Source organism: Alphaproteobacteria bacterium (genome assembly GCA_018063245.1).
In the GTDB taxonomy this organism is placed as follows: domain Bacteria; phylum Pseudomonadota; class Alphaproteobacteria; order JAGPBS01; family JAGPBS01; genus JAGPBS01.
In genome coordinates, this window is the sequence record JAGPBS010000054.1 from 1 (window position 1) to 14,975 (window position 14,975).

Here is a 14,975-nt window from a genome sequence, read left to right on the forward strand (position 1 = left end):
CTTCCCATTGGTCATCCCTTAAATCATACAACTTTCAACTCCTTTTCTTATTATTAGAAGTTCAGTATATCATAAAAAAAATTAAATGTCGACACTACCTAATACTGAAATAAGTTCTTCATCATCTATGATGTTGGCTTTCATTAACCGTCATTCAGAGCCACCTTCTTAAGAGGTGGCGTGGAATCTCTACAAAGCTTCAAAAAATATTGAACTTTGTTATTTCTAAGAGACTCCACGCCCTCCTAAAGGGAGGGCTCTGAGTGACGGTATTAAATTATTCCACTTGTATAAACAAGCTCAGTATAAAACACTACCTAACAACAAATTACCTTGTCAGAGGCTTATACTTAATCCTGTGTGGTTGATCAGCTTCTGCTCCAAGACGCTTGCGCTTATCTGCTTCATAATCTTGATAATTTCCTTCAAACCAAACCACTTGGCTATCACCCTCAAAGGCAAGAATGTGCGTTGCAATTCTATCAAGGAACCAACGATCGTGGGAAATAACCACAGCACAGCCAGCAAATTCTTCCAAAGCATTTTCAAGAGCGCGCAATGTATCGATATCCAAGTCATTGGTTGGCTCATCGAGTAAGATCACATTCGCCCCCGATTTGAGCATTTTCGCCAAATGCACTCGGTTTCTTTCACCACCAGATAATTGGCCAACACGCTTTTGTTGATCACCGCCTTTAAAGTTAAAAGATGAAACATAAGCCCTTGATTGCATTGTTTTTTTACCAAGCTCGATCACGTCAAGCCCATCAGAAATTTCTTCCCAGACTGTTTTGCCATCATTCAGACTATCTCTGCTTTGATCAACATAACCAAGCTTAACTGTTTCCCCAACCTTAAAGGTACCATTATCTGGATTATCTTGACTTGTGATCAATCTAAAGAGCGTTGTTTTACCGGCCCCGTTCGGTCCAATCACACCAACAATACCACCAGGCGGTAATTTGAAACTTAAATCTGTGAAGAGAAGCTTTTCGCCATAGGCTTTGCTAATTTTTTGAGCATCAATAACAACACCGCCAAGACGTGGAGGCGCAGGGATAACAATTTGAGCAACTTCGCCTTTTTGATTTTGGCTCTCTTGCAATAATTGCTCATAAGCCGTGATCCTTGCTTTGCTTTTGCTTTGACGCGCTTTGGGAGATTGGCGAATCCATTCAAGCTCACGCTCCAATGTTTTCTGACGCGCATCTTCTGTACGGCCTTCTTGCTCAATCCTTTTTTGTTTTTGCTCAAGCCATGAAGAATAGTTACCCTCGTAAGGAATGCCTTGCCCACGATCCAGTTCAAGAATCCAACCTGTTACATTATCTAGGAAGTAACGATCGTGGGTCACAAGAACAACGGTTCCTTTATACTCTTTCAAGAAGCGCTCGAGCCATGCAACTGATTCAGCATCCAAATGGTTGGTTGGTTCATCAAGCAGCAGCAGATCAGGCTTTGAAAGAAGCAAACGACAGAGTGCAACACGGCGTTTTTCACCACCGGATAGGTTCGTCACAGCCTTATCACCTTCAGGACAACGCAAAGCATCCATTGCAATGTCAACAGTTCTATCAAGATCCCACGCATCAGCCGCTTCAATTTTTTCTTGAAGCACAGATTGCTTTTCGATCAAGGCCATCATTTCATCAGGATCTTCAACTTCGCCCAACTTCATGCTGATTTCTTGAAACTCATCAAGAATATGCTTAATTTCACCAAGCCCTTCCATGATGTTTTCTTGGACTGTCTTTGTTGAATCAAGCTCTGGCTCTTGTGCTAGATAACCAACCTTTGCGCCATCAGCGGCCCAGGCTTCACCTGTGACATCTTTATCAAGGCCAGCTAAAATTTTGAGTAAGGTGGATTTACCGGCACCATTCACACCGAGCACACCAATTTTTGCCCCTGGAAAAAATGACAAATAAACATTATCTAGAATCTTTTTTCCGCCTGGAAAAACTTTTGATAGACCCTTCATTACATATACATATTGATATGACGCCATTTCTCTTACTCCTTACAAATTAAAATGAATGAAGCTAATGTAACAATTCTCTCGTCAATAGTGAAATGAATTCTGGCATCCTGAGAAAATTCATGTTAAAAAAAATCAAAAACAGGAGGACACAGTGTCACAAGCAATTCAAAAAAAATTAGAACCACTCGGCTTAGAACTCCCTGAACCAGCCAAACCGGCTGCCACTTACGACCCATTCGTTGTCGTTGATAATATGGTCTATATCTCTGGTCAACTCCCCATGTATAAAGGTGAAATTCGTTATCAAGGTAAGGTTGGCGAATCAATCTCACTTGAAGATGCAATCAAAGCGGCGGAACTTTGTGGCCTTAATATTGTCTCACAACTCAGTAATGCTGTTGATGGCGACATGTCACGCGTCAAAAGATGTGTCAAAGTCGGCGGCTTCGTGAATGCTGTTCCTGATTTTAAGGATCATCCTAAGGTCATCAATGGCGTTTCTGAGCTTTTAATTCATCTGTTTGGTGATGCTGGCCGTCATGCGCGCTTTGCTGTTGGTGCAGGATCCCTGCCCTTTGGTGTTGCTGTTGAAGTTGATGCTATTTTTGAGATATCAGAATGACCGATCACTCTTTCTTTTTAAAACGCGCCATTCAACTGGCTTCCACTCATTCTGCGCAAGGCGCCGGTGGTCCTTTTGGTGCAGTCATCGTTAAAGACAACACAATTATCGGCGAAGGCTGGAACCAAGTCACCTCAACGCATGACCCAACGGCCCATGCTGAAATGGTTGCCATCAGGCAGGCATGCCTTAATTTAAATGCATTTCATTTAGAAGGTGCGGTTATTTATACGAGCTGCGAGCCCTGCCCTATGTGCCTGGGCGCTATTTACTGGGCACGGCTTCATAAAATATATTTTGCTCTCAATCGAAAAGATGCAGCAAACATTGGTTTTGATGATGATTTCATCTATCAAGAGATCGCTTTAGATCCGTCTCAAAGGAGCATTCCCGCTGCTCATTTACCCTCATCTGAGGGAGCACTGCTTTTTGAATCATGGCATGAAAAGCTGGATAAGGTTATGTATTGAGAAACATCTTCTGAAGATGAGCAAAACTCGATCTTAAAACTGGTAAGTACTGATGAATCCTCTTAAAAATATCATCGGCTAACTTTTTGTCATATGTATGAGATGTTAAGTTACGATCTTTTAACATGGCTATCCACATTTCTTCATCATCTATCAAATTCCCTTGATAAGCCTGCTGCATAACATCTCGTGGGTACTGAGCCTCAATCCCTTTCTGTTCTAATATTGCTTTAAGCAATTTCCAAAAAAGTTCAAACACATACACAAACCTTCTGATTGAAGCGTCTATGCTCAACCGCTCGATATCCTTTTGTTTATTTAACGCAACCTCTAATGAAATAATAGCATTTTCTAATTGCATAGAATAACCTTGCACCTTATCATTTGAACCTAATTTAATTTTGCTCATTGAAAGCCACAACCTTTTTATTGAAATATCTCATATTTTTGACATTTCTGCAAAAGAAAAGACCACCCCCATCAATCATAATACTTTCTATATCTTTTTGTGGCGAGCATCCATTTTTCAAACAGAGGCTCAGGAATGCTTATTTTATCCCGGTTGAAATCATCAAGATAATAGAAAATCGCCTGCAATTGCTCATACGAGAGTTGATCAAGAAATAGACGTAATTTTCATATCAGACATTTGGCTATCTTCTTCATAAAGTGTTAATTTTTCTATCTATAGCAGAACCATTTAACAAAAACAATAAGGTGAATGATGAAGAAAGAAAACGTCATTGCGAGTCGGTCGTAGACCGACGTGGCAATCTCATTCGCTCGAAGGGAGATCGCCACGCCTCACGTTGTTCGGCTCGCGATGACGACTTAAAAATAATCCATATGATATAAACAAGATCACCTCACTATATTTTCTCTCGCCCTAATCTATAAAATATTAATCAAAATAATTTATGGTATAATAATCTATAGCCCTTATGTGGTACGATGATTGATAACAAGGATAAAGCCAAGACATGAGCCAGTTTGACAGTCACAATGTTCATGAAGAATCTGAATTAGGCGTTGCAACAAAATCACGTCCTAAAACCAAAAAACCATCTATGTACAAAGTACTGATGCTCAATGACGACTATACGCCTATGGATTTTGTCGTGATCGTTCTTGAGCGGTTTTTTCACAAAACAGAAGATGAAGCCACAGAAATTATGCTGCATGTTCACCGGAAAGGCGTTGGCCTTTGCGGGATTTATCCCTATGAAGTTGCAGAAATGAAAATCATCCAAGTCATGGATTTTGCTCGGAAGAATCAACACCCTCTTCAATGCACCATTGAAAAGGCTTGATAGAAAGGAAGAACGCCAATGTTATCTCGAAACCTTGAACAAACACTCCACAGAGCGCTCACCAAAGCAAATATGCGCAGGCATGAACTTGCAACACTCGAGCATCTCCTGCTTGCTTTAACAGAAGATCAAGATGCCGTTAATCTTTTACGCGCTTGTGGCGTTGATATTTTTAAACTGCAAACGCAGCTGATTTCTTTTCTCGACCAAGAACTCACCTCTCTTGTTCTGCCTGAAGGCCATGAGGGCTCAGAAACAGTTCCAACTTCCGCTTTTCAACGCGTTCTGCAAAGAGCAGCCATTCACGTTCAATCCACAGGCAAAGAAGCCGTGACTGGCGCTAATGTCATTATTGCGCTTTTCTCTGAACGCGAAAGTTATGCTGTCTATTTCCTCCAAGAACAAGAGATGACACGCTTTGATGCTGTCAACTACCTCTCACATGGCATTGCGAAAGTGCCTCATTTAAATGAAGACCATTTGGTAACGGGTGAAGATGACTTCGCAGCTGGAAGCAATACAACTAAAAAGGGACATGAAGCCCTTGATGCCTATTGTGTGAATCTAAATCAACGCGCTCACCAGCAAAAAATTGACTCACTCATCGGTCGCGAGCCAGAAGTGAATCGAACCATTCAAATCCTCTGCCGCAGAACCAAGAACAATCCGCTCTATGTTGGTGATCCAGGCGTTGGGAAGACAGCAATTGCTGAAGGTCTTGCCAAAAAAATCGTTGAAGGAGCTGTGCCTGATATCCTCAAAAATGCAGTGATCTATTCTCTTGATATGGGATCTCTCTTGGCCGGAACCCGTTATCGGGGGGACTTTGAAGAGCGTCTCAAAGCCGTACTCAAAGAACTTGAGCAAATGCCACACGCCATTTTATTTATTGATGAAATGCATACCGTGATTGGTGCAGGCGCAACATCTGGCGGCGCTATGGATGCATCAAATCTTCTAAAACCAGCTCTATCTAAAGGAGATATTCGCTTTATTGGCTCAACAACTTATCAAGAATACAAAAATCACATTACAAAAGATCGTGCTCTGTCTCGTCGCCTTCAAAAGATTGATGTGCAAGAGCCTTCTGTTGCCGAAGCCATTGATATCCTAAAAGGTCTGAAAAAATATTATGAAGACTATCATCATGTAAAATATTCAAATGATGCCATCAAGGCTGCAGTTGATCTGTCTGTTCGGTACTTATCTGATAAAAAACTCCCGGATAAAGCTATCGACGTAATTGATGAAGTTGGCGCTATGCAAAAACTTCTTCCGTCAGGCAAACGTAAAAAAGTGATCAATATCAAAGATATTGAAGATGTGATCTCTATCATTGCCCGGATCCCCGCCCGCAACGTCAGTCAAGATGACCGCTTTGTCCTCAGGAATCTCGAATCTCATTTAAAACAAATGGTCTTTGGACAAGATCCGGCCATCGAACATCTTGTTAAAGCCATTAAACTTGCTCGCTCAGGCCTTAGAGATGCTGACAAGCCAATTGGCTCATATCTTTTCACTGGCCCTACCGGTGTTGGTAAAACAGAGGTTGCACGTCAGCTCGCTCTCACTCTTTCTGTTGAACTCAAAAGATTTGATATGTCAGAATATATGGAAAAACACGCCGTTTCTCGCCTCATCGGGGCACCTCCTGGTTACGTTGGCTTTGAGCAAGGAGGACTCCTCACTGATGCAGTTGACCAACATCCTCATTGTGTTCTTTTGTTAGATGAAATTGAAAAGGCACATCCAGATATTTACAATATACTGCTTCAAATCATGGATTATGGAAAGCTCACAGATCACAATGGAAAATCTGTTGATTTTAGAAATGTGATTTTGATCATGACAAGTAATGCAGGTGCTGCTGAAATGGAAAAAGCCGCCATTGGCTTTGGATCCGCCCAACGCGAAGGTGAAGATACAGAGGCCATCAAAAAGCTATTCACACCTGAATTCCGAAATCGTCTTGATGCCATTATATCCTTTGCTCACCTCTCAAAAGAGGTCATCCTGCATGTTGTTGATAAATTCATTATGCAACTTGAGGCGCAGCTCTCTGATAAAAATGTGTCAATCTTCCTCACCGATAATGCGAAAAACTATCTCGCTGAGCAAGGCTATTCACCTGAATTTGGTGCAAGGCCCCTCAGTCGCTATATTCAAGAACATATCAAAATGCCTCTCTCTGAAGAACTTCTTTTTGGAAAACTCTCTGAGGGTGGAACAGTTAAAATCGATCTCTCCAAAGATAAACTCACCTTCACCTACAAGACGGACAAACCCATCAGAAAACAGAAGCCTAAAGAAAAGATAAAAGAAACAATATCTTAATTGAACCTTTTCATCACTTAACTGAACAAATGTTTCTATGGCGGCTCAATCCCTTGGTGTCAACATTTTTCTTTTCCCCAAATCCTGTGGATAAGTTCGGGGATAAATTTTGGGTAATTTCATTAATGAATTAGAAACTATGATTTTTTTCAATTTGCCCAAAAAAGAGGCGCCCTCTGATGAACATCTCAATGCATTGGAAATGTTGAAAAAATTATTGTTAAAAAAATATTACCGACCTCCAAATCAGAAATTTAATTTTTGGCTTTACCTAAAAATCATCAAAATTTTTTCTGTAGATAAGTTTTTTATTTCTGTAAAATTTATGAGAAATCAAATGTCCATTCTTATTGATACTATATATAATAGAATCATCCTGAATCTATACATAACAAAAAATGATAGATTGGCCCTACATATTAAACTGCAACAATTACATAAAGGGATTTGAATAGAAAATTCCGCAATCGGTCATTCAGAGTCACCCCGAAAAGGGGTGACGTGGAATCTCATAAATATAATAACTTAGTGCTATTTGTTGAGAAATTACAGAGACTCCACGGGCCCTTTGGGCCCTCTGAGTGACGATATAAACAACTATACAATCCTCCCAACAAAGTTTCCTAATCACAAAAAGGCAATAGAAATCCAGATCAATCTCTGATATATTTCTGAATCTATGGGTATATTGCTCTCTAAAAACAATAAAATTCAGGCGGAAATATCAATGATTAAAGGTCTCTCTCTCAAAAATCGGCTGCTTATTTTTATCTATTGCCTTCTTTTTGCTCCGCTTGCTTTCTCAGTTGCGCCTGTTTTGGCCCTTGATAGTCCTGAAGAACCAGAAAATCCATCCATCAAAAATCACATTGACTACCCTGAACAAATTGAAAACGAATCAGCGCCTCAAAAGAAACAATCCAACCTTCCCTTCATTGCAAACGAAATTACTTATGATGAATCAGCTGGAATCATTAAAGCCATAGGTGATGTTCAGATACAATATGACAATCGAAAACTCATTGCAGATGAAATTACTTATTATGAAAAGCAAAAGTATGCAGTTGCAAGGGGACATGTAAAATTAATTGATCAGCAAGGGAATATTGTTTTTGCTGATTATATGGAACTCAACCAAGACTTTACAGATGGCTTTATTGATCAAGTGAAAGTCTTACTTTCTGACAATTCACGCTTTGCAGCCGTTGACGCTGAAAGATACGAAGGCAGATACATGCGCCTCAACAAAGGTGTTTACTCACCTTGTGATCTCTGTGAAACCGATCCACAAAAACCAGTCTTTTGGCAAGTCAAATCCAGAACCATTGTTCATGATCAAGAAAATCAAGACATTTACCATTACAACTCAACACTTGAAGTAAAAGGCATCCCGATTGCTTATGTGCCTTATTTTTCACATCCTGACCCAGCTGTCAAACGACGCTCTGGGTTTTTAGTCCCCTCCTTTGCTTATGGGACTGATCTTGGTATGGTTCTCAGAAATTACTATTATTGGGATATTGCACCAGATCAAGACTTTACAGGAGAGCTTGGTCTAATTACCAAAGATAATCCCTTTGTTGGCGGTGAATATAGAAAACGCTTCACGAGTGGTGAGATCAATGTTCAATCAAGTTATACCTATGCCGAACGTTACAGAGGATCAGGCGATCATAAGCAGAATCTAGGGAAAAAGCATAGAGCGCATTTATTTACAACTGGGGAGTTCGATCTGAATACGAACTGGCGTTGGGGCTTTGACTATAACCGTGTATCTGATGAATCTTACTTAAAAAATTATCAAATTTCCCGAAAAGACATTTTACAATCAGATCTTTTTCTTGAAAGATTTGACATGAAAGACTATAGCCGAATTGCAGCTTACGACTTTCAAGATTTAAGACCATCTACAAATGATCCTGATGATCCTCTTATTCGTCATAAGGATGATCCCATTGTTTTGCCATGGCTCTACAATCAATACTTTTCACCTGATAATGTCTTTTTAGGAGGACGTTTTGAAATTGAAAACGAATTTTTCCATATCAACAGAAGCCCAGGCGCGGATACAAATCGCTTGTCTGCAAAAATTGGATGGGAAAGAGCGGATATTCTACCTTATGGTTTGCTGACAAAAACAAATGCAATGTGGCGGATAGATGCCTATGTGTTTGATAAAAGAGACGATACAAATCCAAAACGTGAATTTAAACAAGATGTCACACGTGTTCGTCAGTTTGAACAGTTTGATGCACAAATTTCATACCCTTTATACCAAGATCTCAACTTGTTCGGAGCAGATCATCAACACACAATTGAACCCATCTTTGGCGTTTCTATTGCTCCTAATGTTGGTCAAGAAGATGATCTTCCGAATGAAGATAGTAAAGACTTTGAATTTGACTATAACAATCTATTTGTTGAAAACCGTTTTACAGGCGTTGACCGTTTAGAGGGCGGGCATCGTCTTAAATACGGTATAAAAACAGGCATTTACAACATGAATGGCGGAGAGACCTCTCTCTATATTGGACAGAGTTATCGTTTTAGAAATGATAACACCTTCCGTCGCCACACTGGGTTAGAAGGACATTTCTCTGATTATGTTGGAACATTCGTTTTCCGTCCAAGCACTTACTTCGATGCCGACTATGACTTCCGTTTTGATGAGAAAAATTTCTCACCCAGAATGCAGAATATTCATGCAAGTGCAGGACCAAAAATCTTTAGACCAACCATCAACTTCCTCTATATCAATCAGCGCAATATTGATGATAAACGAGATGTCAGAAAAGAACTTAACTATGGTTTTGTCTCGCACTTTGGAAATGGCTGGTCAGTCAGCCCAACAGCACGTCGTAAATTCGGTAAAGATGGCGAAACATTACAAGCCAACCTTGCCATTACTTATGAGAATGAGTGCTTCAAATTTGTTGCATTGGCTGAACGTGATATGACCAAAAGATCAGGCGTTTCAAGGGGTGAGAGTTTCTATTTGCAATTCTTCTTCAAAACCCTTGGATCTGTTGAGACTCCAAAGTACAAAAGGTAATGTAACGCTTTCTTTGTCATTCCCATGAAGAAGAGATCTGTATGGTATCAATATTGAATAACAGCTTGACTTCTCTTCTGTACACACCAATACTATCAAACAAAATGTACAGGAGAGACCATGAGCCTTCATATCTATCAACCGCTTTTAAAGGGAACCTATCACTATTTCAATGACGCAGAAGCTCAAACGGCGCGATTAGGTCGCTTTCGACTCTATGATGTCTCTATTGCAAGCCTCACAGAGATCCCCTTTTATAACTGCTTTTCATTTGTTCTCGCCTCTAGATCCATCACAGAACGCGAGATCCGAATGCTCTCAATGACATCCAGAGCTCTTTGGAATGCTCTTCAAATACCGCAGACCTTTCTAACCATCAAATCAGAAACTGTGTATAATTTTATTCTGTTATTTGCGTGCGCTGATGAACCCACTTTAAACCATCTTCCCTTTTTTTCATTGATAATAGACAGACTCTATCCCACTCACTGCAGTAATGGAACACAGGTCATAGAATCACCAGAAAAAGTAGTGGATAGATCTCTCTTTCTCAAAGAATATCAAGTCAAAATTGATAAAAATATTTACGAAATTGTCCCAACAAATTGTCTTGAAAAAACCACACAGTTAACTTTTAAAGATCCCAAATTTATCAATGCTGGTTTAATCTCACATCTGGTCCGCACGAACCCTCACCTTCACACTATTTTCTTCTGTATAACTTTTTATGATATACCATCATTGATAAAATATATAAACATCTTTTGTAGATCAGTTTTAATTCCTGAGATTAAGCACTTAACTTATATAATTGGATCAATGCTTGAGGTTAATTTTCAAACAATCAAACCACTGATAAACGCCCTGCCTCATCTCAAGTTTGAGAAAGTCAGAATCCTCATTCGCAGCAATCAAGACTATCTCGAATATGGAAGAAATAACCAATATCACTCCATAGTACATATTGGTCTGCGTGAATTTAAAGATGCCGATTATCTAATGCTCTTGGGTATTGTTCTTGGTGCAGATGACTCAAATTTACAAAGCATATATATAAACGAATCCCAAATAGATATTTTCCCTGAGTTTTTTAAAGAAACAATGAGTCAACCAGAATCTCGCTGTGAATTCTATCAACTTCATGATATAATGCAAAATTATAATACCTTTATGCTTACACCATTCGGGAAAAAAATCCAGTTGTGCGTCGTAATAGACCCCGTTAAAGAGTCACCTTATTTTCATTCAATATCATCAGCAAACTTACAACATCTCTCTTTTGATACAAACTGCATCAACAAGACAGATTCAAATCCATTTGTCTCTTTTGTAAAACGTTTTCCAAATATCAAGTCTTTGCAAATAACAAGGCAATACGAAGGACCAATTGAGAATCTTGAAGAATTGCCAATCTTACATAATCTTGAGACACTTGATTTTGATAGTATGCCAAATCTCACGCGTGAACATATCACTCAGCTGATGCAAAAGATGCCAAACCTAAAAAAGATATCAATAGGATGTTTTAATGGATCAGCTGAGGAGGCTAAAATACTGACGGCTCAGATAAACGAGCAACTGCTCACAGTAACATCACCAGCGACTGTTTAGCCAAAATATGACTCAAGAATAAAGCCCCAAAGCTCTCTTGCTTTATGCTCAACTTCTACAGTCCCTTTTGGCCTTGCATCCAAAAGAGTTTTAACGGAATTCATAATCAAACCACGCATAAATTGATCATGATTGATTTCTTGGAAATCGCCTTTCTTGAAAACAAACTGTAGAAAATACTTTACAGCCGCAAAAACTTTTAAACAATCGTCACTATCCTCTGTTTTATACCCATCAGGTAAAATACCTTGCTTAAGAACAAGCTCCAATAATTCACGCAACTCACGATAGTCAGGATCTTCTGCATATAAATCATCAAGGTATTTATATGAATCCATAAGCTTTTGTTTACCATTTATGCCTTTATAACATTCATGTCCGATATTAAATTTTAAATCCTTAATACGATCTTTCAGTGCCATATCGTTTGGACGCATATGTGAAACATCTACCAACAGTTTCAAAGCCTTCTCTAAATCAGGTAAATCAAGCTTGTTTTGAGCTAATATTTGGCCAGCTAATGCCTCGCTCAGCATGATAATCTTTTGCCGAACATGTTCTGTTCTGTAAGGAACCATATCGTAACATTCAAGAGCTTTGTCTAGATCTTGCTCAGTATTTTCAAGACCATTTTCATACATATCTGCCATTGAGAGATAAATCGATTGAATATAATCCATTACTTCATCATGTTTAGGATGCTCAAGCGCAAACCTAAGCTCCTTAAAGTAACCTAGAGCAATATCCAAATTTTTAAGTGATCTTTTAAAAAGAAGACCCTCTTCTAAAATCTGTCCCATGCGAAACATAGCATCTAAATTATCTAATTCACTCGCTTCATAATAGATATCAAAAGCTTCCTTCAACCCTTCATAATCAAAAGTTTCTGCTTCAATTTTTTGCGCCTCTTTAAATAAGATCTCTCCTTTAAATACTCTTGACATCTGACGAGCACGCGCCAACTGGTTTGTTTCAGGAACTGGGGGCTCTTCATGAACTCGATTTTCTAAATCATGATGAAAAGTTACATGACGCTCCTTCTTTACTCTAGCATCGGGTCTATGCACTATAGCCAATCGATTATCAACACTTTTTAAAATACTTTTAGGCACAATATCAGACTTCATCTCAATATCCTCTTTTAAAATAAACACTTACGACAATATAAAATATATAAAATTGTAATCGAACTTTACCATAAATGAAGACTCATGTCAAGGGAAACTGGAATTTAAGAGGGCTGCTTTTCTTCTAACATATATTTTTCAAGATCTGCAAGATAAATTGACCATCTTTGATGCACTGATTGTGGTGAAAAGCGCATTTTCATCTCATCAAACGGAATCGCCTCAAAGCGTCCATGCGGATCGTAGGCCACAAAGGCCTCTTGCTGATCATCATAATCAATCAGCGCATAAAGGTGTGTTTCATCACCCTTCGACAATGTCGCGACATTCCCTGCTTTTAACAAAGCGATCAAGTATTGAAGATCGCTTTCTGTGACTTTGAACACAATCGGATCATAAATCACAATCGGAAGGCCCAAGGCCTCATAAAGTTCTTTTCCAGAACCACCCCTCATCCCCACGCCTTTTTTGTTGTTCTTTTGTGTCCGCAAAAGATACAAATCGTAGCCACGCAGAACCAAATTCACCCAGTCAGCGCTATATGGCGAGTATGGATTTTGGTCATTACGCACATACATTTTTGGCGCAAGATAAACGGCGACATCTTTAAAATCGATTTTAAGACGCCCTGGCACATTGCTTGCCTTTGTCAAGACATTCGATTTTAAGAAAGTGCGACCCATCTCAGTATAAGCAAGGCTTGCAAGCGCCCCTAAAAAGAAGCAATTGAAGCTTTTATGATCCTGTTTGATATCAGCCATCTCAAATTGTCCGTTCCAAACAAAGGGACGCTCTGTTATATCTGGATCAGTTGGCTGATATTCAATAATTTGGCTGCCCATATCAAGCATGCCATAGGTATGATTCAGAACCGTTTTGCCTTCACGTGTTAGTTGCGCCTCATCAACCAAGCGGTGGAGCAGTGCCTTTTTCACACGGCTTTCTGGTGCGATCGACACCTGATCAACCAAAGCAGGTGGAATCGATAAATCTGGACGCAAGGCACCTGCATTTCGATTCACAACGTTTAAGTGAGCACCCGCTTCTTTCTCTTCGCCTTTTAGAAAATGGCTGATAGAAAGAGATAAATGAATATGCGGATCTTCATGATGCGATTTCTCAAGCAATTCTTGCAGCAAGAGATCATTCACCGGATCTGGATTTTCAAGCGCTGCTGATGCCAGCTGAAAATTTGCATCTGCGCTAATATTGTGATCGGCTGAAAGGCTCATTTCCCCCAGTTCACGCATAGCAGATTGCGCTGATTTTCGATCGCTTGATGTCGCCTTTTTCTTGAGATCTATAAGCTTTTCGCGCGGACGATTTGGCTCGACATAAACATAGTTCGGAACTGTGGAAATATTCCGATTCAATGACGCAAACGAATTTGCAGCAGCCGTATTCACTTTAATCGTCATATCAATAATCTCACTCTAGAAAAGACGTACCCTTCCCCTTAAATATGATTATAACATAGAAAAAAAGGGAATGGCTGAATTATTATATATAATCGACTGAGAGAAAATACAAGCCCTCTGATGGCGCTGTTGGACCCGCAAGACGCCTGTCTTTGCCTTCAATCATCTTCTTGACCTCAGATGGTGCAATCTTACCTTTGCCAATTTCAACCAAAGTTCCTGTGATATTTCTAACCTGATGATGTAAAAATGAAGGCGCAAAAATATCAATGTAGATCTTATCACCCTCTCTGAAGACATTAAGATATGTTATTGTTTTTATTGGAGATTTTGATTGACAGTGGACGGTTCTAAAACTAGTGAAATCATGCGTTCCGATAAAATAAGCGGCAGCTTCCTGCATCAATTTTTCATCGAGATGTTGATAGACTTGCCAGTAAAATCCAGCATCAAGAGCAAGCTTTGCTCTGCGATTAATGATCTGATATCTGTAAGATCTGGCTTTAGCAGAGAAGCGCGCGTGAAAATCTGACGATATTTTTTCTGCTTTTAATATAGAAATTGGAACATCTTTGAGATAATCATTTAACCCAAAAATGATTTCTTTTTCGGTCACATTCTTAACCAAATCGAAATGGGCAACCTGCCCTCTGGCATGAACACCAGCATCTGTTCTGCCTGCAGCATATATCTCTTGCTGTTCACCACCGGTGAGTTGGAACAAGGCTTTTTCTAAAACTTCTTGAATGGAATTGGGCGCATTTTCTTGTCTCTGCCAACCGCAAAATGGACGACCATCATACTCGATAACCACCTTCCATCTGGTTTTGAGTCGCTCTTCACTCATGCTCCACCTCGATTAAGGAATGAGTCTCCTTTCATTAATCTCTCACCACGCATAAAATCAGCACCAGAAACTTTTGATCTCCCTGGCCTCTGAACTGTTAAGAGCTCAATAGCACTATCCTTACTTGCTGCAACAACTAATTTTTCTGATGATAGCAAAGTCCCTGGACTTGCGTGTTCAATGTCATCAATTTTACGCGCATC

12 protein-coding genes are annotated in these 14,975 nt (G+C 39.6%); 6 read left to right on the forward strand and 6 right to left on the reverse strand.

Annotated features, from left to right (window positions below):
• Positions 1-328: 328 nt before the first annotated feature.
• Positions 329-2,008, reverse strand: coding sequence for an energy-dependent translational throttle protein EttA (gene ettA, locus KBF71_07600; protein MBP9878176.1), 1,680 nt, complete (start codon positions 2,006-2,008; stop codon positions 329-331).
• Between the two features lie 124 nt (positions 2,009-2,132).
• On the opposite strand from ettA, the gene KBF71_07605 reads away from it, so the two are divergent.
• Positions 2,133-2,603, forward strand: a complete 471-nt coding sequence (locus KBF71_07605) for a RidA family protein (GenBank protein MBP9878177.1) — start codon at positions 2,133-2,135, stop codon at positions 2,601-2,603.
• Positions 2,600-3,073: a nucleoside deaminase gene (locus KBF71_07610; protein ID MBP9878178.1), complete on the forward strand. Its 474-nt coding sequence runs from the start codon at positions 2,600-2,602 to the stop codon at positions 3,071-3,073. Before KBF71_07605 ends, KBF71_07610 begins: the two co-directional genes overlap by 4 nt.
• Here KBF71_07610 and KBF71_07615 read toward each other — a convergent pair.
• Entirely contained in the window at positions 3,063-3,482 is a 420-nt protein-coding gene (locus tag KBF71_07615; protein MBP9878179.1) for a nucleotidyltransferase substrate binding protein, read from the reverse strand. The genes KBF71_07610 and KBF71_07615 overlap by 11 nt on opposite strands.
• Positions 3,483-4,053: 571 nt before the next feature.
• On the opposite strand from KBF71_07615, the gene clpS reads away from it, so the two are divergent.
• From clpS to KBF71_07635, 4 genes are all read left to right on the forward strand, one after another.
• Entirely contained in the window at positions 4,054-4,383 is a 330-nt protein-coding gene (gene clpS, locus KBF71_07620; GenBank protein ID MBP9878180.1) for an ATP-dependent Clp protease adapter ClpS, read from the forward strand.
• 18 nt (positions 4,384-4,401) lie between these two features.
• On the forward strand, positions 4,402-6,717 hold the full coding sequence (gene clpA, locus KBF71_07625) for an ATP-dependent Clp protease ATP-binding subunit ClpA (GenBank protein ID MBP9878181.1): 2,316 nt from the start codon (positions 4,402-4,404) through the stop codon (positions 6,715-6,717).
• 727 nt (positions 6,718-7,444) lie between these two features.
• Positions 7,445-9,769, forward strand: a complete 2,325-nt coding sequence (locus KBF71_07630) for an LPS-assembly protein LptD (protein ID MBP9878182.1) — start codon at positions 7,445-7,447, stop codon at positions 9,767-9,769.
• 120 nt (positions 9,770-9,889) lie between these two features.
• A complete protein-coding gene (locus KBF71_07635; GenBank protein MBP9878183.1) occupies positions 9,890-11,380 on the forward strand; it encodes a hypothetical protein in 1,491 nt (496 codons plus the stop codon).
• On the opposite strand, the gene KBF71_07640 is transcribed toward KBF71_07635, so the two are convergent.
• The 4 genes from KBF71_07640 to KBF71_07655 form a co-directional block, all read right to left on the reverse strand.
• The gene (locus KBF71_07640) at positions 11,377-12,507 is read right to left on the reverse strand and encodes a hypothetical protein (protein ID MBP9878184.1); all 1,131 of its coding nucleotides are present in this window, start codon (positions 12,505-12,507) and stop codon (positions 11,377-11,379) included. The two genes, KBF71_07635 and KBF71_07640, sit on opposite strands and share 4 nt — an antisense overlap.
• Positions 12,508-12,611: 104 nt before the next feature.
• Positions 12,612-13,925 (reverse strand): hypothetical protein, encoded by a 1,314-nt coding sequence (locus KBF71_07645; GenBank protein ID MBP9878185.1) that lies wholly within the window; start codon positions 13,923-13,925, stop codon positions 12,612-12,614.
• 82 nt (positions 13,926-14,007) lie between these two features.
• On the reverse strand, positions 14,008-14,772 hold the full coding sequence (gene truA / locus KBF71_07650) for a tRNA pseudouridine(38-40) synthase TruA (protein MBP9878186.1): 765 nt from the start codon (positions 14,770-14,772) through the stop codon (positions 14,008-14,010).
• Positions 14,769-14,975, reverse strand: a 207-nt coding sequence (locus KBF71_07655; protein MBP9878187.1) for a hypothetical protein, incomplete at its 5' end; no start/stop codon positions are given. The genes truA and KBF71_07655, both read right to left, overlap by 4 nt.

Coding starts and splice junctions, on each gene's coding strand:
- ettA (MBP9878176.1), bottom strand. CDS start 2,008: ATGGCGTCATATCAATATGTATATGTAATGAAGGGTCTATCAAAAGTT.
- KBF71_07610 (MBP9878178.1), top strand. CDS start 2,600: ATGACCGATCACTCTTTCTTTTTAAAACGCGCCATTCAACTGGCTTCC.
- KBF71_07615 (MBP9878179.1), bottom strand. CDS start 3,482: ATGAGCAAAATTAAATTAGGTTCAAATGATAAGGTGCAAGGTTATTCT.
- clpS (MBP9878180.1), top strand. CDS start 4,054: ATGAGCCAGTTTGACAGTCACAATGTTCATGAAGAATCTGAATTAGGC.
- clpA (MBP9878181.1), top strand. CDS start 4,402: ATGTTATCTCGAAACCTTGAACAAACACTCCACAGAGCGCTCACCAAA.
- KBF71_07630 (MBP9878182.1), top strand. CDS start 7,445: ATGATTAAAGGTCTCTCTCTCAAAAATCGGCTGCTTATTTTTATCTAT.
- KBF71_07635 (MBP9878183.1), top strand. CDS start 9,890: ATGAGCCTTCATATCTATCAACCGCTTTTAAAGGGAACCTATCACTAT.
- KBF71_07640 (MBP9878184.1), bottom strand. CDS start 12,507: ATGAAGTCTGATATTGTGCCTAAAAGTATTTTAAAAAGTGTTGATAAT.
- KBF71_07645 (MBP9878185.1), bottom strand. CDS start 13,925: ATGACGATTAAAGTGAATACGGCTGCTGCAAATTCGTTTGCGTCATTG.
- truA (MBP9878186.1), bottom strand. CDS start 14,772: ATGAGTGAAGAGCGACTCAAAACCAGATGGAAGGTGGTTATCGAGTAT.